Origin of the sequence: Gordonia sp. Swx-4 (assembly GCF_030316175.1) — a bacterium.
Taxonomy (GTDB): domain Bacteria; phylum Actinomycetota; class Actinomycetes; order Mycobacteriales; family Mycobacteriaceae; genus Gordonia; species Gordonia alkanivorans.
Map to the genome: position 1 here is coordinate 1 of NZ_CP128197.1, position 24,275 is coordinate 24,275.

A 24,275-nucleotide genomic window follows, 5' to 3' on the forward strand; every position below is an offset into this window, starting at 1 on the left:
ACACAGGTGTGGATAACTCTGTGGAGAGATGCGGTCGATGACGTGGGGTGCCCCGGCCCGCGTCAACGCTGGTAGTTTTCCGGGTCAGGAGGCCAGCCCCGTGACTTCAGACCGCGACACATTCGGTGAGGTGTGGCAACAGGTCGTCGCCGAACTCAACGACGACGAAGCCGCACGTGACCACGAACCACTGACCCGCCAGCAGAAGGCGTGGCTGTCACTGGTCCGACCCCTCACCCTGACCGAGGGTTTCGCCCTCCTCACCGTGCCGACCGCTCTGGTCCAGGAACAGATCGAGCGGAATCTGCGCGAGACGATCCGTTCCGTGCTGAGCCGTCACCTGAACGAGCCGGTCGATCTCGGCGTCCGAATCCAGACACCCCGCAACGACGAGCCGATGCCCGAGCCGGCCGCGCCCGAACCCCGCGTGGTCAACGGCGCGGCGCCGGTCGACTACTCCGCGGTCCCGGGCGCGGCGATCGGTGCCGGCTTCCCGGCGACCCCGGGCGCCGGACCCGCGCCGGGTGGCGACACCGGCCGGCCGTCGGGCGACTGGGCCTCGTATTTCGCCGAGCGGCCGACCAGTACGCCGTCGCCGTCGGGCGCAAACCTGAACCCCAAGTACACCTTTGACACTTTCGTCATCGGTGCGTCGAACCGCTTCGCGCACGCGTCGGCGGTCGCGGTGTCCGAGGCTCCGGCACGGGCATACAACCCGCTGTTCATCTGGGGAGAGTCGGGACTGGGCAAGACCCATCTGCTCCACGCGGCCGGGCACTACGCCCAGCGCCTGTTCCCCGGGATGCGCGTCAAGTACGTCTCGACCGAGGAATTCACCAACGACTTCATCAACTCGCTGCGCGACGACCGGCGGGTGGCGTTCAAGCGTCGCTACCGCGACGTCGACGTGCTGCTGGTCGACGACATCCAGTTCCTCGTGGGTAAAGAGGGTATCCAGGAAGAGTTCTTCCACACTTTCAACACGCTTCACAACGCGAGCAAGCAGATCGTCATCTCGTCCGATCGCCCGCCGAAACAGCTTGCAACACTTGAAGATCGGCTCCGTACGCGATTCGAGTGGGGACTGATCACCGACGTCCAGCCGCCGGATCTGGAGACCCGCATCGCCATCCTGCGCAAGAAGGCGCAGATGGACAACATCGCCGTGCCCGACGACGTCCTCGAGCTGATCGCGTCGAAGATCGAGCGCAACATCCGGGAGCTCGAAGGTGCGCTGATCCGCGTGACGGCGTTCGCCTCACTCAACGACGCCGCCCTCGACAAGTCGCTTGCCGACGTCGTGCTGCAGGCGCTGCTGCCCAACTCGGGCACCCTCGAGGTCAGCGCCGCCAGCATCCTCGCGATCACCGCCGAGTACTTCGACATCTCGGTCGAAGAACTGCGGGGCCCCGGCAAGACGCGATCCATCGCCCAGGCACGTCAGATCTCGATGTACCTGTGCCGCGAGCTCACCGACCTGTCGCTGCCGAAGATCGGCGAGACGTTCGACCGTGACCACACCACGGTCATGTACGCCGAACGCAAGATCCGCAAGGAGATGGCCGAGCGCCGCAAGGTGTACGACCACGTCCAGGAGCTGACAGCCCGCATCAAGCAGCGTGCGGTGGGCTGACACTCCTCTTCTCTGCTCTCCACGCGCCTCTCGTGCCTTGCACGGGAGGCGTGTTTCGTGTGTCAGGGGTCGATCTGGGTGCTCCCGGAGGGGCCAACGTCAGCGGCGTCGTCTCACCAGGCCTTCGTGGCTCGTCGCTGCGCTCCTCGCACCTCAGGCAGCGGTAAAAGGCGTCGCGGCGCCCGCAACGGAGAACGAGGGGCGGCGCAGCGCCCTGAACGAAGAGTGAGGGTGGCGTCGTATCCCGTCGGATCCGGCCCGCCCGAACCACAACTCTGTTCCCCGGGTCGAGACTGACACGTCGATCTTCTGTGTTCTCGCACACTCGGATCGGCCGTCTGGAATGACAATTTTCGGGCCCTGAGGCTGTGGATCGGCGTGGGATAACAGCCGAAGACCTGTGCACCGACGGTGGACGCCGCGCGAACAACAAGTTTTGTCCACAGACTCTTGGGATTCGACTCAACGACGCTCCACCGGTCATGCACACCCGCGCACCCCGTCCGACTGGCCCGATGTAACAGTTGTCCACAGATTCCACAGTTCCTATTACTGAGATGGATCCCTCTCTAAAGAGAAATCTTTTGTAAGAAGGACTGTGCACAAACACCCATCCGCGGGCCCTGCAGGCCCGTCCTCCCGGATGGACCGAGTTGGCCCCAACCATCCCGGCATCGACGGTCGCGTTCTACAGTGGGATTCCCGGATGTGGGACGTGATCGACCATGCCGTCGTTTCGGCTCCGGCATGCCGACGATCCGCACGAGAGAGAAGGGCAATCTCCCAGCATGAAGTTCCGTGTCGCACGTGACGAGTTCGCTGATTCCGTCGCCTGGGTTGCTCGAAGCCTGCCCTCTCGTCCGCCGGTACCGGTTCTGGGCTGTGTGGTGCTCAACGTCGGCGAGACCGGTCTGACCGTCTCGGGATTCGACTACGAGGTCTCGGCCCAGGAGAACCTGGGTGCCGAGGTGGCCGAGCCCGGCCAGGTGCTGGTCTCCGGTCGCCTGCTGGCCGACATCACCAAGGCCCTGCCCAACAAGCCCGTCGACGTGACCCTTGACGGCTCCCGCGTTGCGATCACCTGCGGTAGCGCCAAATTCTCCCTGCCGACGATGCCGGTCGAGGACTACCCGCAGCTGCCCGACGTCCCGGCCATCACCGGCACGATCCCCTCACAGCTGTTCGCCGAGGCGATCTCCCAGGTCGCCGTCGCCGCCGGCAAGGACGACACCCTGCCGATGCTGACCGGCGTGCGCGTCGAGATCGAGGGCAACTCCGTGGTCCTCGCGGCCACCGACCGTTTCCGCCTTGCTGTGCGCGAATTGCAGTGGGAGCCTTCGGACCCCGACACCAAGGGGGCGGTTCTGGTCCCGGCCAAGACGCTCTCCGAAAGCGCCAAGACCGCGGGCGCCGAGGGCACCGGCGTCGTCTCGCTGGCCTTCGGCAGCGGTGCGGCCATCGGATCCGACGGCATCCTGGGCATCCTCGGCGAGACCAAGAAGACCACCACCCGCCTGCTCGACGCGGAGTTCCCGAAGTTCCGCCAGCTGCTGCCGGCCAGCCACACCGCGGTCGCGACCATCGACAGCGCTCCGCTGATCGAGGCGATCCGCCGCGTCGCTCTGGTCGCCGAGCGCGGTGCGCAGGTCCGGATGGAGTTCACCGAGGGATCCGTGCTCCTCACCGCCGGTGGCGACGAGGCGGGCAAGGCCGAGGAAGAGCTGCCCGTGTCGTTCCACGGCGAGCCGCTGACCATCGCCTTCAACCCTGGCTACCTGCAGGACGGTCTGTCGGCGATCAACGCCGACAGCGTCGACTTCGGTTTCACCACCCCGAGCCGTCCGGCGGTCCTGCGTCCGGCCAGCGGCGAGGATCCGGTCGCCGACGAGTCCGGCGCCTACGTGGCCCCCGAGAGCGCGTTCAGCTACCTGCTGATGCCGGTCCGCCTGCCGGGCTGACCCGCGCCGCGCACCCAGCCGATCACCGCAACCGACCGTGTTCGTACGTGAGCTGCACCTGAGGGATTTCCGCTCGTGGCAGGCCGTCGACCTCGATCTGCGGCCCGGCCCGACGGTCTTCACCGGCCGGAACGGCTTCGGCAAGACCAACCTGCTCGAGGCGCTGTTCTACCTGGCGACCCTGCGGTCGCACCGGGTGAGTTCCGATGCTCCGCTGGTGCATTCCGGATCCGCGTCGGCCCTGGTCACCGCCACCGTCGAGAACGAGGGCCGGGAGCTGACCGCGGAACTGCGCATCAACGCCGAAGGTGCCAACAAGGCGTCGATCAACCGCAGTCCCGCCCGACGATCCCGCGATCTGCTCGGGATCCTGCGGACCGTGCTGTTCGCTCCCGAGGATCTCTCGCTCGTCCGGGGGGATCCCGGCGACCGGCGACGTTTCATCGACGAACTCGTCGCCCAGCGCGGTCCACGGTGGGTGGCCGCTCGCGCCGACTACGACCGGGTGCTGCGACAGCGGTCGGCGCTGCTCAAGACGGCGGCCGCGGCGCTGCGGCGCGGCGGTGACCAGGCCGAGTCGGTCATCAGCACGCTCGATGTATGGGACGGTCAGCTCGCCGATCTGGGCGGACAGGTGACCGCGGCACGGCTGCAGGTCCTGGCCGAGCTGGAACCACATTTCACCCGCTCCTACGCGTCGATCGCGCCGCATTCGCGGCCCGCGACCCTGCGCTATCGGCCCGCCGGCGGCGTCGAAGTCGAGACGGCCACGGCCGAGTCGATCAGCGAGATCCTCACCGCTCGTCTGAGCGACTTGCGCGACAAGGAGATCGATCGCGGTATGTGCCTGGTCGGTCCGCACCGTGACGACATCGACATCGTGCTCGGCACCGACGTAGCGAAAGGCTTTGCCTCCCACGGTGAATCGTGGTCGCTCGCACTCGCTCTGCGGTTGGGCTCCGTCGAACTGACGCGCGCCGAGGGGATCGAACCGGTCATCATGCTCGACGACGTCTTCGCCGAACTCGACGCCAAGCGTCGGGAGAAACTGGTGGAGTTCACCGCCGGCGCCGAGCAGTTGCTGATCACCGCAGCGGTCGCCGACGACATCCCGGGCGAGATCGGTGGCCGTCGGATCCTCGTCGACGTCGTCGAGGACGCAGACGGTCGCCGGTCGACGGTCGTCGGAGACGAGTCGGATTCACCGCCCGAACGCGTCGGGGAACCGGTGAGCGGGGTCTCCGATGAGTGACGAAGCACCTTCGTCGCGTCCCGACGCAGCCGGGGAGCCGTCGAACCGGCCGATCGAACCGGGCGAACTCGGCGGATACGAACGTGCCCGGAAGGCTCTGGAGGAGGCCCGCGCCGCGGCGCGGGCGGCCGGGAAGTCGGTGGGACGCGGTCGCGCGTCACCCGTGCGCCGCACACCGCGGGGTGCCCAGACACGTAAGCGATGGTCAGGGTCGGGTCCCGATGCGCGGGATCCGCAGCCCTTCGGTCGTCTCGTCGGCGGTCTGGCGAAGGACCGCGGCTGGCAGGAGAAGATCGGCGAAGGCACCCTGTTCGGCATGTGGGACCAGATCGTGGGAGCCGACATCGCCGCACACGCGAAGCCGATCGAGTTGCGGGACAACGTACTTCACGTGCAGGCCGAGTCCACGGCATGGGCCACGCAGCTGCGGTACGTGCAGTCGCAGATCCTGGCGAAGATCGCGGCGGCCGTCGGAGACGGCGTGGTGAAGTCCCTGCGCATCAGCGGCCCCAAGGGTCCGTCGTGGCGTAAAGGCGAACGTCATGTGCGGGGGAGAGGCCCGCGGGACACCTACGGCTAGGCCGGGCTTAGCAGACTCGTCCGCACATTACTAGTCGATGTGCCCCGTGAGCCGACTTTCCTCCCCAAGCCACGATCGAACCGGGCTAGTCCCAAGAAAATCGATCTGAGGGCCTGTTAGCGGCCCCGGATGCACGTTCCTGGGCAAGTCAGGCAGTACACTGTGAGGTGTTGTCCCGACAGGGGACCACCAAACGGCAGAACGACCGCCGCCTTCAGGCAACCCGGGAAGTCCCGGGCATACCTGTGTGCGCATCGACCTGCCCGCCCCCTGGTCGAGTAGATCGAAGACGGATCTCGGGTACCTGGGATCCGCCGATGAGCAGAACAGGAGCGGACGCACCTCGTGGCCGACACCAACGACACCGGACCCAAGAAGAGCAAGAAGAAGCCGTCGGAGTACGGCGCGGACTCGATCAACATCCTCGAAGGTCTGGAAGCCGTCCGCAAACGGCCCGGCATGTACATCGGTTCCACCGGTGAACGCGGCCTGCACCACCTGATCTGGGAGGTCGTCGACAACTCGGTCGACGAGGCGATGGCCGGCTTCGCGAGCCGCGTCGACGTGACCCTCCTCGAGGACGGCGGAGTCCAGGTCGTCGACGACGGTCGTGGCATCCCGGTGGAGAAGCATCGGACCGGTGTGCCCACCGTCGAGGTCGTCATGACCCAGCTGCACGCCGGTGGCAAGTTCGACTCGGATTCCTATGCGGTGTCCGGTGGTCTGCACGGCGTCGGCATCTCCGTGGTGAACGCCCTCTCGACCAAGGTCGAGCTGGAGATCGCGCGCGACGGTCACAACTGGACACAGACCTATTCCTACGCCAAGCCGGGTGCCCTGGAGCAGGGCGATGCCACTCGCAAGACCGGTACGACGGTGCGGTTCTGGCCGGATCCCGACATCTTCACCGAGACCACCAGATTCAACGCCGAAACCGTGGCGCGTCGTCTGCAGGAGATGGCCTTCCTCAACAAGGGTCTGACCATCACGCTGACCGATCAGCGCCCCCAGGCCGTCGAGCCGCCCGGCGATCCCAACGGCGACGAGGACGCACCCACGACCGATGTCGCCGAGGTCGTCCTGTCGGAGACCGAGAAGGCCCAGGCCGCAGCCAAGCCGAAGACCCGGACGTACCACTACCCGGACGGGCTCGTCGACTACATCAAGCACCTCAACCGCACGAAGCAGTCGATCCACAACACGGTCATCGGGTTCAGCGCCAAGGGCGAGGGACACGAGGTCGAGATCGCGATGCAGTGGAACGCGGGTTACTCGGAGTCGGTCCACACCTTCGCCAACACGATCAACACCCATGAGGGCGGCACGCACGAAGAGGGCTTCCGCGCGGCGCTGACCAGCACGGTCAACAAGTACGCCCTCGAGAAGAAGCTCATCAAGGAGAAGGACGGCAAGCTCACCGGCGACGACATCCGCGAGGGTCTCGCCGCCGTCATCTCGGCGAAGGTCTCCGACCCGCAGTTCGAGGGCCAGACCAAGACCAAGCTCGGCAACACCGAGATCAAGGGCTTCGTCCAGCGCACCTGCAACGAGCACCTCGGTCACTGGTTCGAGGCGAACCCCGCCGAGGCCAAGATCATCATCAAGAAGGCCGCCGACTCCGCCCAGGCCCGCATGGCCGCGCGTCGTGCGCGAGAGATGGTGCGCCGCAAGACCGCAACCGACATCGGCGGCCTCCCCGGCAAGCTCGCCGACTGCCGCAGCAACGACCCCACCAAGTGTGAGGTCTACATCGTGGAGGGCGACTCGGCCGGCGGTAGCGCCAAGTCCGGCCGCGACTCGATGTATCAGGCGATCCTTCCGCTGCGCGGCAAGATCATCAACGTCGAGAAGGCCCGTATCGACCGAGTTCTCAAGAACGCCGAGGTCCAGTCGATCATCACGGCCTTCGGTACCGGCATCCACGACGAGTTCGACATCGCCAAATTGCGGTATCACAAGATCGTGCTGATGGCCGACGCCGACGTGGACGGCCAGCACATCTCGACGCTGCTGTTGACGCTGCTGTTCCGCTTCATGCGACCGCTCATCGAGCACGGTCACGTCTTCCTGGCGCAGCCGCCGCTGTACAAGCTGAAGTGGCAGAAGTCGGCTCCGGAGTTCGCCTACTCCGACCGCGAACGTGACGGTCTCCTCGAGGCGGGACGTGCCGCCGGCAAGAAGATCAACACCGACGACGGTATCCAGCGCTACAAGGGTCTCGGCGAGATGAACGCCAAGGAACTGTGGGAGACCACCATGGACCCGGCGGTGCGCGTCCTGCGTCAGGTGACGCTCGACGACGCCGCGGCCGCCGACGAACTGTTCTCCATCCTCATGGGTGAGGACGTCGCCGCACGTCGAAGCTTCATCGCCCGTAACGCGAAAGACGTTCGCTTCCTTGATGTCTGATCACGGATCGAATGGATTCGCAGTGATCGGAGAAAGAACACACAATGACTGACACCACCCTGCCGCCTGCCGACGGTGAAGGCGACCGGATCGAACCTGTCGATCTCGGCCAGGAGATGCAGAAGAGCTACATCGATTACGCGATGAGCGTGATCGTGGGCCGCGCCCTCCCCGAGGTGCGCGACGGTCTCAAGCCGGTGCACCGCCGCCTGCTCTACGCATCCTTCGATGCCGGTTTCCGTCCCGACCGCAGCTACGTCAAGTCGGCGAAACCCGTTGCGGAAACGATGGGTAACTACCATCCCCACGGCGACACCGCGATCTACGACGCCCTGGTGCGCCTCGCACAGCCGTGGTCGATGCGCTACCCGCTCATCGACGGACAGGGCAACTTCGGTTCACGCGGTAACGACGGCGCGGCCGCCATGCGTTACACGGAGGCCCGCCTCACGCCGCTCGCGATGGAGATGCTCCGTGACATCGGCGAGGAGACAGTCGATTTCACGCCGAACTACGACGGCAAGACCCAGGAACCGACGGTACTGCCGGCCCGGATCCCGAACCTGCTGATCAACGGCTCCGGCGGTATCGCCGTCGGTATGGCCACCAACATGCCGCCGCACAATCTCAACGAGGTTGCGGATGCGGTGTTCTGGGCGCTCGAGCACCACGACGCCGACGACGAGACGACTCTCGCCGCCTGCATGGAATGCATCAAGGGACCCGACTTCCCCACGGCTGCACTGATCGTCGGTAGCCAGGGCATCAAGGACGCCTACACCACCGGCCGCGGCAGCATCCGCATGCGCAGCGTCGTCGACATCGAGGAGAACAAGGGAACCACCACACTGGTGGTCACCGAGTTGCCCTACCAGGTCAACCCGGACAACTTGATCCAGTCGATCGCCGAGCAGGTCAACGAAGGAAAGCTCAAGGGCATCAGCCGGATCGAGGACCAGTCCTCGGACCGCGTCGGCATGCGCATCGTGGTCACGCTGCGTCGTGACGCGGTCGCCAAGGTCGTGCTGAACAACCTGTACAAGCACAGCCAGCTCCAGACCAGCTTCGGCGCCAACATGCTGTCCATCGTCGACGGCGTGCCCCGCACCCTGCGTCTCGATCAGATGATCCGCTACTACGTGGCGCATCAGATCGACGTCATCGTGCGCCGCACCCGGTACCGGTTGCGCAAGGCCGAGGAACGCGCGCACATTCTGCGCGGTCTGGTGAAAGCCCTTGACGCACTTGACGAAGTGATCGCGTTGATCCGCCGGTCGGCCAACACCGACACCGCGCGCACGGGCCTCATCGAGCTGCTCGACATCGACGAGATCCAGGCCGACGCCATCCTGGCGATGCAGCTGCGTCGTCTGTCGGCGTTGGAACGCCAGAAGATCGTCGACGAACTGGCCGAGATCGAGCTCGAGATCGCCGATTACAAGGACATCCTCGACAAGCCGGAGCGTCAGCGCGCCATCGTGCGTGACGAGCTCAAGGAGGTCGTGGAGAAGTACGGCGACGCGCGTCGTACCAAGATCATCGCGGCCGACGGCGACGTCAGCGACGAGGATCTGATCGCCCGCGAGGACGTCGTGGTCACGATCACCGAGACCGGCTACGCCAAGCGCACCAAGACCGACCTCTACCGCAGTCAGCGTCGTGGCGGCAAGGGCGTGCAGGGCGCGGGCCTCAAGCAGGACGACATCGTCAAGCACTTCTTCGTCTGCTCGACCCACGACTGGATCCTGTTCTTCACCACCAAGGGTCGGGTCTACCGGGCGAAGGCCTACGAGCTGCCCGAGGCCAATCGCACCGCGCGTGGCCAGCACGTCGCCAACCTCCTGGCCTTCCAGCCGGAGGAGCGCATCGCCCAGGTCATCCAGCTCAAGACCTACGAGGACGCCCCGTACCTGGTACTCGCCACCCGCAACGGTCTGGTGAAGAAGTCCAAGCTCGTCGACTTCGACTCCAACCGCTCCGGCGGTATCGCCGCGATCAACCTGCGCGGCGAGGACGAACTCGTCGGCGCCCAGCTGTGCAGCAAAGACGATGATCTGCTGCTGGTGTCGCAGAAGGGCCAGTCGATCCGGTTCCACGCCGACGACGAGACCCTGCGCCCCATGGGCCGGCAGACCTCGGGTGTACAGGGCATGCGGTTCAACGCCGACGACACCCTGTTGTCGCTCAACGTGGTTCGCGAGGACACCTACCTGCTCGTCGCGACGTCGGGTGGCTACGCCAAGCGCACCGGCATGGACGACTACCCGGTCCAGGGTCGCGGCGGCAAGGGCGTGCTCACCATCGCCCACGATCGCCGGCGCGGTGAACTCATCGGCGCGCTCATCGTCGACGACGACTCGGAGCTGTACGCGATCACCTCGGGCGGCGGTGTCATCCGCACCGCGGCCAAGCAGGTCCGCAAGGCGGGACGCCAGACCAAGGGTGTGCGTCTGATGAACCTCGACGAGGGCACCACCGTCATCGCGATCGCCCGCAACGCCGACGAGCCGGAGGAGACGGACGCCTCGGAGTAGGCGTTAGGGTTGAGAACACGTGCAGCCGACCAGTCGGTGGCGGTAGAAAGTGACCCGACGCGTCGATGTCCATCGGCAGTGACGCCAGAGTGAGGGATTGCCTGTGAGCACACCGAACGAGCCGAGCCAGGAGCAGAACGGGCGCCCGTCCGGGAACCCGTCCGGTCCCGGAACGGGGACACCGACCGGTGGGCTGGTGCCGCCGTGGCAGCGCGGACCGGTCGAGGAATCGTCCGGTTCCGCGCCGACCGAGGCGTTCGGGCGTGAGGACGACTCGCGCCCGAACGCGCAGGACAACCCCGGCGGCCTGCCGCCGGAGTCTCGGGGCGGCCCGCCGCCGGAATCTCGGGGCGGCCCGCCGCCGCGGGGCATCGTGACCAACAGCGGCACGGCCGCGGCCAGCATGAGCGGTCAGCAGGCTCCCGTCACCAAGCTCGACAGTCCGCGTCGGCCGGGCTCCGCCGTCGCGACCGAGGAGCCCGGTTTCGTCGAGTCGCCGACGAGCACCATCGACCGGGAGAACCTGCCCGGACACGATCTGCCGGATCTCGATCAGATCCACCACACGGCTGATCTGAAGCGTCCTCCGGAGGCGCCGCCGGCCGCGGCACCGTCGAAGGTCGCGCCCCGGTCGGCACCGCGTCAGGTCGGGGCGGGTTCGGCTCTGCGCGCCGCGGTGCAGCTGCGTCGGATCGATCCGTGGGCGACGTTCAAGATCGCCGCGGTGCTGTCGTTCGTCGGATTCTTCATCTGGATGATCGCGGTCGCGGTGCTGTACCTGATCTTCGACGGCATGGGCATCTGGGATCAGGTGAACAACAGCTTCGGAACGCTCGTGGCGGACGAATCGAGCACCGCGGGGGATGTCATCGGGGCGGGTACCGTTTTCGGCGTGGCGGCTCTTCTGGGGGCCGTGAACGCCATCCTGTTGACGGCGATCGCGACGGTCGGCAGCTACATCTACAACATCTGTGCCGACCTCGTCGGCGGTGCCGAGGTGACGCTCGCGGATCTCGACTGAATCGAGCCTCTGACCAGCTGTTTTGGTTGGTGGGGGATCCGTCGGGTAACCTCACTTCTCGGTTCAAGGGCCTATAGCTCAGGCGGTTAGAGCGCTTCGCTGATAACGAAGAGGTCGGAGGTTCAAGTCCTCCTAGGCCCACTGCGACGGAAGTTTTCGGACTCCCAATTCGCATCCCGTCGACCGATTCCGGTCGGCACGGGGCCTTAGCTCAGTTGGTAGAGCGCTGCCTTTGCAAGGCAGATGTCAGGAGTTCGAATCTCCTAGGCTCCACCACTGCAAGAACCGCAACGCACCACCGGACCCCGGTGGTGCGTTTTGCTTCTCGGGCATATTCTCCGCACTCAGGCGCGGACATACTCGGTGAACGACACCCCGGTCTCGAACTCCCGGTTGCTGACCCGTTCGAACCGTCCCGGTGCGTACGTTCCGGGCGCGAACAGCGAGATCCCGTCCCCGAACAGCAGCGGTTGCCGTTTGAGCACCAGGCGATCAATCTCGCCGATCAACTGCGTCGCCAGCGACCCGCCCCCGCAGAGCCAGATGTCCTTGCCGCTCCGGGACTTCAGCTCCCGCACGAGTTCCACGGGATCGCGGTCGGTGAACGTCACGCCGTCGACCGGTTCCGGCTTTCGGTGGGTGAACACGTACTGGTCGAGATGCCGGTAGGGACTCGGCGCCTCCGGCAGGCCGACCGCGTAGGTGTCGGCGCCCATGAGGACGGTGTCGAAGCCGCCGCCGCTCTGGTCGATCCCGAGGGCCGTCGCGTAATCGGTCGGGATCGTGTCGGCGAAGCGCTCGTTGATGCCGACCATGTGGTCGCCCTCGACGAGAAAGGCGTCGAACTCGCCGTTCGGCCCCGCGATGTACCCGTCGAGGCTCACCGCCACGTAGTACACGAGTTCTCGCAATGCTCACTCCAATCACTTCAGATGTAGTGGTTAGGAATGTACAGCAGCTGCAGTGGTCGGCGCTATCGTTTTCGCTATGGCCCGAAACGACGAACGACGCCGCGCCCTCGCCGACGCGGGACTGACGGTGCTCGCGACAGCGGGCGCACGCGGACTCACCCATCGCGCCGTGGACCGGGAGGCGGGCGTTCCGCAGGGCACGACGACGAACTACTTCCGCAACCGCGCAGCGTTGCTCCAGGGGCTCGTGGAGCGCATCGGTGAGCGACTGGCGCCCAGCGACGAGTTCATCGCCGCACGGGCAGGCCAGTCGCCCAGTCAGAAGCTGTTCGCGGAGTATCTTCGCAACATCGTCGAACGACTCCTCGCCAACCGGGAGGTGACGATCGCCCTCATCGAATTACGACTCGAGGGCATCCGCCGACCCGAGGTCGCCGAGATCATCGGGGAATGGCGTCGAACGGGCTTCGCCGGCGACGTGGCGTTCAACGAGCAGGCGGGCCTGCCCGGGTCCGCTCGCGAGATCGCGCTCTTCCACTACGCCGTCGACGGCCTGGTCCTCGACCGGCTGACCGGACCGCTGATGCCCGAGGAATCGCTCGACGACATCGTCGACGCGCTGGTCGACGGACTGCTCCCGGCCTAGAGGCCGCTACGCGGATTCCTCCGCGACCTTCTTCACGCGGTGCAAGACCTCGCGGGCCAGCTTCTCCGACGACGCCGGGTTCTGTCCGGTCAGCAGGTTGCCGTCGGCCTGGGTGTGCACCGTCCACGGCAGGCCGAGCGTGACCTTGAAACCCTCATGGGTGAGCCGGTTCTCGAGTAGCCAGGGCGCCTTGTCGGCGAGTCCGGCCTGCTGCTCCTCGGCGTTGCCGAAGCAGGTGACCGTACGACCGGAGAACACGTTCACGCCGTCCTCGCCCTTGGCGGCCAACAGGATCGCGGGTCCGTGGCACACGATGCCGATGGTTCTCTTGGCCTGGTCGGCGGCGATGAGGAGCGCACCCGCGTCAGCGTCCACCGCGAGGTCCTCCATCGGCCCGTGCCCGCCGGGTACGAACACCGCGTCGTAGTCCGCGACGTTCACGTCGGTCAGGGCGATCGGTTTCTGCAGTTCGGGGGCGGTGTCGAGCACGTTCCGGATCTCTTCGGCCCGTTCCACGGATCCGACCGCATCCGGGCTGAGGCTGCCCTCGTCGACCGGGGGACGCACGCCGCCCGGGGTCGCGACGGTGACCGGGTATCCGGCCTCCCGGAACACCTCGAGTGGTGCCACCGCCTCCTCGGCCCAGAAGCCGGTCTTGTGACTCGATCCGTCGTTCAGCGTCCATGCGTCGGCGCCGGTCATGACGAAGAGGATGTTGTGCGTCATCTTGCGCTCCTTCGGTTGGGGTGACCCGGGGCGGGTCAGTTGAGCCCGGTGAGTTCCGCTGACTTCTCCCACAGTCCGTCGATGAGCTTCTGGTCGTGTGCCTGCCGGTTCTCGAGCCCGTTCGGCTTGTGCCGGCTGAAGTACACGCCGTTGACCGACGGATCCGCACCGCGTTCGGCGAGGGCGATCAGCGGTGCGGCGCCCTGCTCGGGAGTGATGGTCACCAATCGGGTGATCGGTGAGCGATAGGCGAGTCCGACGAACCGGGAGTCGCGTCCGAAGCTCGTCGCGGCGGGACCGGGATGTACTGCGGCGGAATAGATCTTGTCGTCGGACCACCGCTGTGAGATGCCGCGGGTGAACAGGATGTTCATCAACTTCGCCGTGCCGTAGGGGCGGAGGGCCAGCGCTCGGCGCTTCTCGAAGTCGAGATTGTCGAAGTCGACGCTGCCGGCCAGATTGCCGACGCTCGCCGTGTTCAGGACCAGTGACGAGCCGGCCGCGGCCAGCCGGTCGCGCAGCAGGTGGGTCAGCAGGAACGGAGCGAGATGATTGATCTGGAAGTTCGGCTCGTGGCCGTCCGCCGTGCGGTCCTTGTGATCGAAGGTGCCGCCCGCGTTGTTCATCAGGACGTCGATGGACTCGACGCTGCCGGAGATCTGCGCGGCCAGATCACGCACCTGGGCGAGGTCGGCGAAGTCGGCGGTGAACGACGTCGCGCCGGTCTCGGCCGCGATGGGCGCGAGTTTCTGCGGGGACCGGCCGACGAGGATCAGATTCGTCGACGGTCCGGACAGCGCGCGGGCCGCGATGGCACCGATGCCGTCGCTGGCACCGGTGAGGACGATGGTCCGCTTCTCACTGGCCATCTGCCGTGCCCTCCGATCCGCCGACCGCGTGATCCTTCGGAGCATCGGTGTCGGCCGGCGCCGCGTCGTAAGCAGCCCTCTCCTCCTCGATGCGCTTGGTCTCACCGACGGGGGCGTCGCCGGACGTGGGCAGCACCGAGTCCGGACCATCACGCTCCGCGGGCTGCTCGGGCATGTCGGGGTCGATCTTCAGGTCGTCCTCGGTCGTCGTCCACTCGGGCTGCTCGTTGTCGGCCATCCCTCCACCATGCCTGAGGATCGGCGAAACGTCACCGGTCGTCGTGGTGGTCCTCGGTTCGCCCGTTGCCGGATCGGCGGTCGGCGGCCGGGGCGTCGACCATCGGCGCCTCGACGTCGACGTCGTCGCACGGGTCCGCGTGAAACCGGCCGAACGGATCGTCCAAGGTGTCCCAGAAATCCTGTCCCGCGGCCAGTTCCACCTCGTTCAGGCAGGCGGCACGCAGCGCTTCGTCGATCTCGTCGGGGTCGCCGCGGTGGACGAGCACCACCAGAGAAGAGTGGCGATCCCCGAACGTGTCGTCCCAACGCAAGGCCCCGAGTGCTCTCCGTTCGGGTGAGACCCGGGCGAGCTCGTCGTCGTCCATCGCGGCGAGCCACCGACCACCCGGCGCGACGCGTAGCCCGCCGCCGGCCGACTCCAGCCACAGCGCCTCGTCCGGCTGGGTCGCGACCCACAGGCGTCCTCGTGCGCAGACCACTCCGTCCAACAGTGAGTCGATCGCATCGTGCAGGCGGCCCGGGTGCAGGGGCCGGTCGGTGTGGAACTCCATCCAGGTGACACCGCAGTCGGGATCGAGGGAAGGCTGGTCGACCAGGAGCGGGTCGTGCGGCCCGTCGATGCGCCCGCGCCGCGACGAAGGCGGGATCGCGGCGACCAGCTGCTCGACGAGCAGGGGAGTGAGCGGCCGCTCCGGCAACTCGAACATCATCGGCGCCCTCGGTGACAACCGCTTGAGGACCGCCATGAGGCGAGCGGACTCCCAGGCGTCCCGGGCGGCGGGATCGCTGCCGACGACGACGAGGGCGTCGGCGAAGGCCACCTGACCCACCGCAACCTGTGCGAGGGTGCGCTCGTCGTCGGGCGGTACGGGCAACACCTCGCACAACCCGAGATCGCCCGTCGCATGGTGCAGCCACAGTTCCTCTGCGACAGAGACAATCGTCGATTCAACCCGCACGTCGAGGGCCGCCGGTGCCGCGGGCGTGTCGGGCTCGTCGTCGACGACCACATGCTCGATGGACCACGCGATCCGTTCCGGTTCCAGGATCGGGTCGAGGGTGAGGACGATGCGTCGAACCGACGATCGCCGGTGAAGCCGTCTGAGCAGGGGCAGCAGATCCTCGCGCAGCGTGCACGACACACAACCGTGAGCGAGTTCGATCACCGTGACCACCTCACGGCGGCGGCCGTCGGATTCCCGCCAGGTCAGGGTCCGGATCACGCGCCCGTCCCCGACTCCGCTGAGGTCGTGGTGGACCTGCACCGTGCCGGGATCGGACGTCAACGCGTCTCCGATCCGGCGAGATGTGGGTCGGTCCAGGCCGGTCACCAGGATGACGGGCGTTCGGTTGTCGGCAGGGAGGAATCGCATCTGCCCGTCCTCGGGATTCAGGTCGGCCACGTCCACACTCCAGACTATTGAGAATCATTTCCATTTAGGTCTGGTCGACGGTAACGTGTCGACGACGCTAATGCCAATCATTGTCAATAAGGAGGACGGCATGTCACGACGATGCCAAGTCACCGGGCGCGAACCGGGCTTCGGTAAGCAGGTCTCGCATTCCCATCGACGCACGTCTCGTCGCTGGGACCCGAACATCCAGCGCAAGCGGTACTTCGTACCCAGCGAGGGGCGGTACATCACCCTTCGGGTCAGTGCGAAGGGGATCTCGACCATCGACCGGTACGGGATCGAATCCGTGCTGCGCACCATGCGTGCACGAGGGGAGAAGATCTGATGGCGCGCAATGAGATCCGACCCATCGTCAAGCTCCGGTCCACGGCCGGCACCGGTTACACCTACGTCACCCGGAAGAACCGCCGCAACGATCCGGATCGCATGGTGCTCCGCAAGTACGACCCGGTCATCCGCGCCCACGTCGACTTCAAGGAGGACCGCTGATGGCGAAGAAGTCCAAGATCGTCCGCAACGAACAGCGTCGCGAGGTGGTGGCCCGATACGCCGACCTCCGCGCGGAACTCAAGCGGACCATCGTCGCACCCGACTCCACCGGCGCCGAACGGGCGGAGGCCCAGCGTCGCCTGCACGCCCTGCCACGCGACGCCAGCCCGACGCGCCTGCGCAACCGGGACGCCATCGACGGCCGGCCCCGCGGCTACATCGGCAAGGCCGGGTTGTCGCGGGTGCGGTTCCGCGAACTCGCGCATCGCGGTGAGCTGCCCGGCATCCACAAATCCAGCTGGTGAAAGACCCGAACAGGAGGCGTTCATGAAACGCAGACCACGCCGCGACGACGAACGTCCGGCCCGCAAGAAGAATCAGCTGTCCGCGCTCGGCATCCGGACCGACGGCCGGAACCCGGTGGACTACAAAGACGTTCAACTTCTCCGACAGTTCCTCAGTGACAAGGGACGGATCCGGAGTCGACGGCTGACCGGCCTCACACCACAGCAACAGCGCCAGGTCGCCACCGCGATCCGCAACGCCCGGGAGATGGCGTTACTGCCGTACAACTCACGCTAGGTGCCGACACAGCACAACGCCGCCCCCGGTTCGGATTCGAACCGGGGGCGGCGAATTGCGTTGTGTGTCAAGAACTCACGGCGTGCGAGTCCTTCTTGCCCCAGGCCGGGGAGTTCTCGATCGCACCGATGATCCGCGGGCGCAGCTCCTCGGCGCGGATGACGGCGTCGACCGAACCGACCTCGACGGCGCGCTGGATGCTGTGCACCTTGTCGAACTCGGCGGCGATCTCGCTGATCTTCTCCGCACGGACCGACTGCCGGATGTCGGCGAGCTCGGCGTTCAGGCTCGAGCGATCGGTGCCGAAGGACTCGGCGACGCTCGTCTCCAGCTCGCGGACGCGCGGATCGGCGGCGACGCGCTTGGCGACCTCACCGGCGAACACCACTGCGGCGGCGGGCGCGCCACCGAGCACGGAGGCGAACGAACCGTCGATGGCCAGCACGGTCATGTTCGGGTTCAGAGCCTTCGAGAACACCACGAACGCACCGCCGTGGTAGCGCGAGATCACGCAGAACACGATCGGGCCGCGGAAGTTGACGATCGCGCGACCGATCTCGGCGCCGTACTCGAGCTGCAGCTTGCGCATCGACTCCGGCGAACCGTCGAAGCCGGACAGGTTCGCGAGCACGACGAGCGGACGATTCCCGCTGGCCACGTTGATCGCCCGGGCGGCCTTCTTCGACGACTGCGGGAACAGCGTGCCGGCGGTGTAGGTGTCCGGACCGTCGGTCGGCTTGTAGCCACGACGCGCGACCTCACGCGACTCGATGCCCAGCATGCACACCGGGATGCCGCCCAGGTGGACGTCGCACACGACGGCCGTCTCGGCGTCGGCCATGCCCGCCCAGCGTTCCAGGACGACGTGGTCCTGGTCGGCGACGGCGCGTATGACGGTGCGGATGTCGAAGGGCTTCTTGCGATCCGGGTTGTGCTCGCGCGAGAAGATCTGACCCACCGTGGTGAAGTCGCTGCCCGCGAGGACGTGCGGGTAGTCCGAGACGTCGCGGTCCGACGGATCGGCCGTGTCCGCCCGGCGCGGGGTGCCCTCGCCCGGCAGCACGTACGTGTGCTCGTAGTGGGACATCAGGACGTCGCGGGCCGCACCGAGATTCGGCGCCCAATACTGTGCCTGGCCGTTCGGGCCCATGACGCGGTCGAAGCCGCCGATGCCGAAGTTGTCCTCGGCCGAGACGCCGCCGGAGAAGTCCAGCGACTGCTTGCCGGTGAGGACCATCGCCGAATCGGGGGTCATCACCAGGATGCCCTTGGTGTGCATGAGCATCGTTGCCTCGGCGTTCCAATACGGCTGCGCACCGACGTTGATACCCGCCACGACGATGTTGATCTCGCCGCCGTCCTGGGTGTACTCGACGACGCGCTTCAGTGCGCGGGCGACCCAGTCCATGTTCTCGGTACCGGAGTCCATCGAGATCCGGGCACCCGAGGACAGTGCGTACCACTCGAGCGGCACCTGCATCTGCTCGGCGAGATCGAGCGCGGCGATGACGCGGCTGCACTCCGGTTCCGACAGTGCGCCAAGCGATTTCGTCGGATCACCGAGCAGGACCACGCGGGTGACGCCCTCCGGGAACTTCTCGGTCGGAGTGGTCACGACACCGGCGACCATCGCCGCCGTGTTACGACCCTTGGGCCGGTCGACCGGGACCAGGCGATGCTCGGCGTCGAGGTCGTATTCGGTGAAGTCACCGAGGATCTCGGCCAGCTCGTACGGGTAGACGGTGTTGCGTGCCGCGGCGCGCTTGACCTTCTGGCGGTACTCGTCGACGGGCTCGATGGGCGCGTCGGTCGGTGCGGTGACCTTCACCTCGAACTCGCCGGTCGCGGTGAGCGAGAAGTGCACCGAGACCTTGGTCAGCTCGCCGGAGTCGGGATTGCGGCGACGGGCGATCACCTGGACCTCTTCCAGGCCGATTCCGCGTGTGACTCCGCTGATGTGATCGGCGATCGTGTCGAGGATCGACGCGTCGTCGTCGATCGGCGGCCAGACGTAGAGGACGATCCGGTTGGTGCTCGACGGCCGGGCCGCCCCGCGCTGGGCGCGGCGGATCGAGTCGGCACACGAGGCGAGTGTCGCCTCGGCGGTGGGAAGCGTCAGCAGACGTCCGCCGGGCTCTCGGACCGCGGTGAGGTCGCGGACCTGGGCGAAGGCGATGAGTCGCTCGTCGGACGGGTTTTCCCGTGCGACACAACGGAAGAGGTACACCTCTTCGTCGTCGGCCGACGGGAGTCGGGTGAGGTCGAACTTCCGCAGCCGCTCCATCCGCATCCGCTGCGCGATGTGCGGGTGCAGACCGCGGATGAGGCGTTCCTCCGCCATGCCGGTCGCGGACTGACGGAAGGTGACGTGATGATGCATTCGCGCGTCGCCGCGGCCGGCCACCGTGATGGTGACCCGGTGGACCTGCGGTGGGAGTGCGGCGTTCGAGATGGTCTCGTGCAGGGTCTCGGCGAGGGCGTCGAAGCCGCTCGGCTGCTGCTCCCAGCTGAGGTAGATGTCGGCGTCGACCGCGGCGGCGCCACGGGCGAGTTCGCCGAGACCGTTCAGCGCTGCCGGCAGGCCCGCGAAACCGACGGCCGCGGACATCAGACTGCCGCTGTCACGGTCGGCGACGACGAAGGTGGTGCCACCGGCCTCGTGGTTGCGGATGTCGGAGAGACCCTTGTTGCCGTAGTAGCGACGGGTCAGGACCTCGAGCATCACCTGGTTGTCGGTGGTGCCGCGTTCGATGCGCTGACCGAGGAGGCGGACGAGTGGCTCGGTGCTGCGCACCATGTTGTCGACTCGCTCGTCGCGGTCCGCGGCGTTCGGGTTCTCGTCGAGGTAGCGCAGCTGCTTGCGGACGTTGCTGTAGACGCGGGCACGGTCGCGGAGCAGCAGCGGCTGGCCATACCAGGCGTAGACGACACCGCGGGCGAGGTCGGCGATGGCCGGGTAGCGCATCTGGGTGGCGGCGATCAGTCGGTCGAGGGCGGGGCCCACGTCGTCGCGCAGTTCGTCGCGCGGCGTCGGCTCCTGCAGCCATTCCCGCAGCAGGGTGGTGATGACGGTGACCGATCCGGCCGGGTTCTGCAGGGCCAGGAAGATGCGGAAGACCGCGGCTTCCAGCTCCGGGGTCCGGTCGAGCTCGGTGACGCCGTAGTGACGCAGCGCCCGGCTGAGCTGGTCGTGGAAGGCGGCGGGGAGCCCGTCGCGCTCCACGTCGAGGCTCTGCAGGTAGGTGTGGAAGTTCTCGCGGGCACTGTGCACGTGCTCGACGCCGAGCTCGTCGCTCGACGGGCGGTTCTGGCTCAGCTCGGCGAGGTCGGCGAACACGGTGATGAGTTCGAGCTCGTCGGCGAGAGGCCGGCGACCGCTGGCCATCACGGCACGGCGCACGGCGAGGTAGTCGTCGAGCAGACGGGTGGCCTCGTTCGAGTCGACGTCGAAGCCGAGGAGCTGCGCACGCAGGTCCTCCTGGGTGCGGGTGGTGCGCTCGTGCGCCTCGACCTCGGGTTCGGTGGGCAGGTCGAGATCGACGCCCGCGACCTCCTCCGGGGCCTCGTCGCCGTCGTCCTCGGTCAGCGGCTCGAGACGCAGCAGCGTCGCGCCGGTCTCGACCTGGGTGCCGACCGACACCAGGCTCTCCTTGAGCCGTGAGCGGACCGGTGCGCGCAGCACGGTCTCCATCTTCATCGATTCGAGGACCAGCACGGGTGCGCCCGCCTCGACCTCGTCGCCGACCTGCAGCGGAGTGGCGACCACGAGTGCGGGTGCCGGCGAGCGGACGACGCCGCCCTCGTCCCGGCTGACGCGGTGGGTGATGCCGTCGACGTCAACGAGGTGGACGGGTCCGTGGGTGTCGGTGACGAGACGGAACCGTTCACGGTTGACCACCAGCTGGGCGGCATGTTCGTCGAAGCGCTCGAGCTCGACGTCGGCGGTGCGGGTCTCGGTGCCGGCCTCGATGCTCACACGGAAGCGGTGTGCGCCGATGCGGGCGACGCGGACGCGGTAATTGGCGCCGCGCAGCTTCAGGTCGAGGGGACGGCCGCTCTCGTGCTGGACCTGCGGGCGGCCGCCCGAGGCGGTCGACATCAGGCGCTGCTGCTCGACCTTCTCCTCTTCCTCGTAGGCGTCGATGGCCGCCGCGGTGAGCGCGATCGCCGAATGCTGGTTGGCGACCAGGCCGCCCTCGGCACGGACCCGGTCGATCCAGCCGGTGTCGGCGCTGCCGTCGATGACCTCGGGCTGGTCGAGCAACTCGAGCACGAAGGACTTGTTGGTCGAGCCGCCGGCGATGATCACGCGCGTCTCGCGCACAGCGCGGCGGAGGCGTCCGAGTGCCTCGTCGCGGTCGCGGCCGTAGGCGATGATCTTGGCGATCATCGAGTCGAAGTCGGCGGGGATGGTGTCGCCCTCGCTGACGCCGGTGTCGACGCGGATACCAGGGCCGGCCGGTAGTTCGAGGAGGTTGATGCGTCCCGGCGCCGGAGCGAAGTCGCGGTCGGGATCCTCGGCGTTGAGACGGGCCTCGATGGCGTGGCCGCGCTCGGTCGGCGGCTCGCCCTCGAGCTTGCCGCCCGAGGCGACGTGCAGCTGGGCACGCACGAGGTCGAAGCCGTTGGTGATCTCGGTGATCGGGTGCTCGACCTGGAGGCGGGTGTTGACCTCGAGGAACGCGAAGAGCTTCTCGCCCGGGTGGTAGAGGAACTCGACCGTGGCGGCACCGCGGTAACCGACGGCGACGGCGAGGCGCTCGGCGGAAGCCTTCAGCTCGGCGACCTGCTCCTCACCGAGAACGGGCGACGCCGACTCCTCGACGACCTTCTGGTTACGACGCTGGACCGAGCAGTCGCGGACGCCGAGCGCCCATGCGGTGCCCTGACCGTCGGCGATGACCTGCACCTCGACGTGGCGCGCACCGGTGACCAGGCGCTCGAGGAAGACGACGCCGCTGCCGAAGGCTCGGGCGGCCTCGTCACGGGTGCGCTCGTAGGCGTCGCGCAGTTCCTCGTCGTTGTTGACCACGCGAATACCGCGTCCGCCACCACCGGCGGTGGCCTTCAGCATCAGCGGGTAGCTGATGTCGGCGGCTGCGGCGAGCGCGTCGTCGATGGTGTCGACGGCACCGCGGCTCCACGGAGCGACCGGCACGCCGACCTCCTCGGCGATCAGCTTGGCGCCGATCTTGTCGCCGAGCTTGCGCATCGCGTCGGGCGACGGGCCGACGAAGGTGACGCCGATCCGCTCGCAGAGTTCGGCGAAGACCGGGTCCTCGGCGACGAAGCCCCAGCCGACCCACGCCGCGTCGGCGCCGGTCTCGAGGAGGGCGCGCTCGAGCACCTTCATGTTCAGGTACGGGCGCGACGCCGCCGGACCGAGGTCGTACGCGATGTCGGCCTCGCGCACGAACGTGGCGGCGGCATCGACATCGGTGTGCAGGGCAATGACCTCGATCGGCTGCCCCGTCTCGGCGGACAGGCCACGGACGGCATGGATGAGGCGCATTGCGGCCTCGCCACGGTTGACGATGGCGATTCGGGAGAACATCACCGACTCCTTCGGTTCGTCGTGCCGAGGATGTGTTCGGCACACGCGAGGTGGTTCAACAGGTCGATAGTTGCGGACCGAAGCCATTACGCGCGAGTACGTTCACGCGCGTCGGCATCGGGTCGTCGCGACCCAGCGGCTCACCTGGACCGGGAACGTGCTGGGTGGAGACCCTTTTCGGCTATCAGATCTTCCTACCGAAACAGATTGCGATTCGGTGCCGATCTGCGATCTCCGATCGGCGAATTCGTGCCGTACCGACTGTGACCGGGGTCACGAAGGTTGCGGCACCGGCCGGGTGCGGGTCAGGCGGCGAAGAGAATCCAGCTGTAGATCAGCAGGCCGAACACCAACACGCCGAGGTACGCCCAGCCCAGCCAGATCGCGACGTCGGCGAACGGCAGACCGGACTGTCCCCGGGTGCGTCTGATCTGGCCACGGGCGCGGTAGCCGAGCACGAGTCCGATGGGGAACGTGATGCCGAGCCCCGAGAGGATCAGGGCCCACACGGCCAGGCGATTGAGGCGTGGGCCGGACTGGGGAGCCACGTTGTCCTCCGGATCGTCCTCGAATGCTGAGTTGTTGTCTGCAGAGTAGGCCTGGGACACGGGTGTGAAGACCGTGTGGTGGTCGGAGCCGGGCGTCTCGTCGTCGTGTTGCTTGGCGGGGGCTGCCGAAGCGGCCGGCGGCTTGACGAACATGGTGGCGTCGGCCGCGTCGGAACGTCGGGTCTCGTCGTCGAGCGCAGCAGGGCGTGACCGGGGAGGTTCCGGCCGCGACGGTGCCGGTCCCGGACGGGCACCGAGGGCGTCGGGTCCCGGAACGCCGGTCCTCTGCGTCGGATTGCCCTGTGGCAGATTCCCTTGTGACGCAACAGGATTGGTACCCGGCGGTGGGCGGTGTCCGGCCGGGGGGCGACCGGCTGGATTCATCGGTCCGGGGTTGCCCGGCGAACTGCCGGGAACCGGTCGCGGACGTGGGCCGGTCGTGTAGGCGCCGGCCGGACGCGGGGGAGGCTGCGGACGGGGCCGGCGGGCTGACCGGGGCCGCCCGGACCGGGCGGACGGGGACCGCCGGGCGGGGACCGGGTCGCTGAGACGATGCCGGGCCTGCCGGACCACCGGGCGCGGGCGGCAAGGGCCCGCGAGGGCCGGGTCGTCCCGAATCGGGCAGGTCGCGTCCGCGGGGCGGGGAGGGAGCGCTGATCGGCGCGCTCGGTACGCGCTCCCAGGGCGCGGTGCCGTGGGATCCACCGGTGGGAGCCGGGCCCGAAGAACCGGGGCCGGTCGGACCGGGCCGGGCGGGTTCGGGGTCGCGGGGCTTCGCGTCGTCGGACATCGACCACAGCTCGCGTGCCCGCTCGGACGCGCCACCGAGGGAAGTGGGCGTGTTCGGAGAGCGCTCGTCGTCTGAGGTCACGTGTTCAAATTACCTGTGGATGCCGCCGGCGCCCGGA

Annotated in this window: 19 protein-coding genes and 2 tRNA genes; 14 read left to right on the forward strand and 7 right to left on the reverse strand. The window is 67.4% G+C overall.

Annotation, left to right across the window (positions count from 1 at the left end; all coding sequences use genetic code 11):
• The first annotated feature begins 100 nt into the window (after window positions 1-100).
• From dnaA to PWF70_RS00045, 9 genes are all read left to right on the forward strand, one after another.
• Entirely contained in the window at window positions 101-1,633 is a 1,533-nt protein-coding gene (dnaA, locus tag PWF70_RS00005) for a chromosomal replication initiator protein DnaA (RefSeq protein ID WP_006361171.1), read from the forward strand.
• A 788-nt stretch (window positions 1,634-2,421) separates the two neighbouring features.
• Window positions 2,422-3,591: a DNA polymerase III subunit beta gene (gene dnaN / locus PWF70_RS00010; RefSeq protein WP_006361172.1), complete on the forward strand. Its 1,170-nt coding sequence runs from the start codon at window positions 2,422-2,424 to the stop codon at window positions 3,589-3,591.
• A gap of 37 nt (window positions 3,592-3,628) precedes the next feature.
• The gene (gene recF, locus PWF70_RS00015; protein ID WP_006361173.1) at window positions 3,629-4,843 is read left to right on the forward strand and encodes a DNA replication/repair protein RecF; all 1,215 of its coding nucleotides are present in this window, start codon (window positions 3,629-3,631) and stop codon (window positions 4,841-4,843) included.
• Entirely contained in the window at window positions 4,836-5,423 is a 588-nt protein-coding gene (locus PWF70_RS00020) for a DUF721 family protein (RefSeq protein WP_006361174.1), read from the forward strand. The genes recF and PWF70_RS00020 overlap by 8 nt, the downstream gene beginning before the upstream one ends.
• A gap of 345 nt (window positions 5,424-5,768) precedes the next feature.
• Complete coding sequence (gene gyrB, locus PWF70_RS00025) at window positions 5,769-7,832, forward strand: DNA topoisomerase (ATP-hydrolyzing) subunit B (RefSeq protein WP_035753888.1); 2,064 nt, start codon at window positions 5,769-5,771, stop codon at window positions 7,830-7,832.
• Window positions 7,833-7,876: 44 nt separating this feature from the next.
• A complete protein-coding gene (gene gyrA / locus PWF70_RS00030) occupies window positions 7,877-10,366 on the forward strand; it encodes a DNA gyrase subunit A (protein WP_006361176.1) in 2,490 nt (829 codons plus the stop codon).
• A gap of 103 nt (window positions 10,367-10,469) precedes the next feature.
• The gene (locus tag PWF70_RS00035; RefSeq protein ID WP_006361177.1) at window positions 10,470-11,387 is read left to right on the forward strand and encodes a DUF3566 domain-containing protein; all 918 of its coding nucleotides are present in this window, start codon (window positions 10,470-10,472) and stop codon (window positions 11,385-11,387) included.
• A gap of 67 nt (window positions 11,388-11,454) precedes the next feature.
• Window positions 11,455-11,528: transfer RNA gene (locus PWF70_RS00040), tRNA-Ile, on the forward strand.
• Window positions 11,529-11,587: 59 nt separating this feature from the next.
• Window positions 11,588-11,663: transfer RNA gene (locus PWF70_RS00045), tRNA-Ala, on the forward strand.
• Window positions 11,664-11,731: 68 nt separating this feature from the next.
• Here PWF70_RS00045 and PWF70_RS00050 read toward each other — a convergent pair.
• Window positions 11,732-12,298 carry a dihydrofolate reductase family protein gene (locus PWF70_RS00050; RefSeq protein ID WP_006361178.1) on the reverse strand — a complete coding sequence of 189 codons (567 nt, stop codon included), beginning with the start codon at window positions 12,296-12,298 and terminating at the stop codon, window positions 11,732-11,734.
• A 76-nt stretch (window positions 12,299-12,374) separates the two neighbouring features.
• On the opposite strand from PWF70_RS00050, the gene PWF70_RS00055 reads away from it, so the two are divergent.
• Window positions 12,375-12,944: a TetR/AcrR family transcriptional regulator gene (locus tag PWF70_RS00055; RefSeq protein WP_006361179.1), complete on the forward strand. Its 570-nt coding sequence runs from the start codon at window positions 12,375-12,377 to the stop codon at window positions 12,942-12,944.
• A 6-nt stretch (window positions 12,945-12,950) separates the two neighbouring features.
• Here the strand turns inward: PWF70_RS00055 and PWF70_RS00060 are convergent, their stop codons facing one another.
• Genes PWF70_RS00060 through mrf form a run of 4 tightly spaced genes read right to left on the reverse strand, consistent with a single transcriptional unit; the run spans window position 12,951 to window position 16,188 of the window.
• Complete coding sequence (locus PWF70_RS00060) at window positions 12,951-13,670, reverse strand: type 1 glutamine amidotransferase domain-containing protein (RefSeq protein WP_042378131.1); 720 nt, start codon at window positions 13,668-13,670, stop codon at window positions 12,951-12,953.
• A gap of 35 nt (window positions 13,671-13,705) precedes the next feature.
• The gene (locus tag PWF70_RS00065; RefSeq protein ID WP_042378133.1) at window positions 13,706-14,539 is read right to left on the reverse strand and encodes an SDR family NAD(P)-dependent oxidoreductase; all 834 of its coding nucleotides are present in this window, start codon (window positions 14,537-14,539) and stop codon (window positions 13,706-13,708) included.
• On the reverse strand, window positions 14,529-14,777 hold the full coding sequence (locus PWF70_RS00070; protein WP_006361183.1) for a hypothetical protein: 249 nt from the start codon (window positions 14,775-14,777) through the stop codon (window positions 14,529-14,531). Before PWF70_RS00070 ends, PWF70_RS00065 begins: the two co-directional genes overlap by 11 nt.
• A 31-nt stretch (window positions 14,778-14,808) precedes the next feature.
• Window positions 14,809-16,188 (reverse strand): ribosome hibernation factor-recruiting GTPase MRF, encoded by a 1,380-nt coding sequence (mrf, locus tag PWF70_RS00075; protein WP_035753884.1) that lies wholly within the window; start codon window positions 16,186-16,188, stop codon window positions 14,809-14,811.
• 94 nt (window positions 16,189-16,282) lie between these two features.
• Between mrf and rpmB the strand changes: the two genes are divergently transcribed.
• Genes rpmB through rpsR form a run of 4 tightly spaced genes read left to right on the forward strand, consistent with a single transcriptional unit; the run spans window position 16,283 to window position 17,265 of the window.
• Window positions 16,283-16,519 (forward strand): 50S ribosomal protein L28, encoded by a 237-nt coding sequence (gene rpmB, locus PWF70_RS00080; RefSeq protein WP_035753882.1) that lies wholly within the window; start codon window positions 16,283-16,285, stop codon window positions 16,517-16,519.
• Window positions 16,519-16,683 (forward strand): 50S ribosomal protein L33, encoded by a 165-nt coding sequence (gene rpmG, locus PWF70_RS00085; RefSeq protein ID WP_005200413.1) that lies wholly within the window; start codon window positions 16,519-16,521, stop codon window positions 16,681-16,683. The genes rpmB and rpmG overlap by 1 nt, the downstream gene beginning before the upstream one ends.
• Window positions 16,683-16,988, forward strand: coding sequence for a 30S ribosomal protein S14 (gene rpsN / locus PWF70_RS00090; protein ID WP_005200415.1), 306 nt, complete (start codon window positions 16,683-16,685; stop codon window positions 16,986-16,988). Before rpmG ends, rpsN begins: the two co-directional genes overlap by 1 nt.
• Window positions 16,989-17,010: 22 nt before the next feature.
• Window positions 17,011-17,265, forward strand: a complete 255-nt coding sequence (gene rpsR, locus PWF70_RS00095; RefSeq protein ID WP_006361186.1) for a 30S ribosomal protein S18 — start codon at window positions 17,011-17,013, stop codon at window positions 17,263-17,265.
• A gap of 67 nt (window positions 17,266-17,332) precedes the next feature.
• Here the strand turns inward: rpsR and PWF70_RS00100 are convergent, their stop codons facing one another.
• Entirely contained in the window at window positions 17,333-22,819 is a 5,487-nt protein-coding gene (locus PWF70_RS00100) for an ATP-binding protein (protein WP_006361187.1), read from the reverse strand.
• A 305-nt stretch (window positions 22,820-23,124) separates the two neighbouring features.
• A complete protein-coding gene (locus PWF70_RS00105) occupies window positions 23,125-23,751 on the reverse strand; it encodes a DUF4190 domain-containing protein (RefSeq protein WP_280073225.1) in 627 nt (208 codons plus the stop codon).
• Window positions 23,752-24,275: the final 524 nt, after the last annotated feature.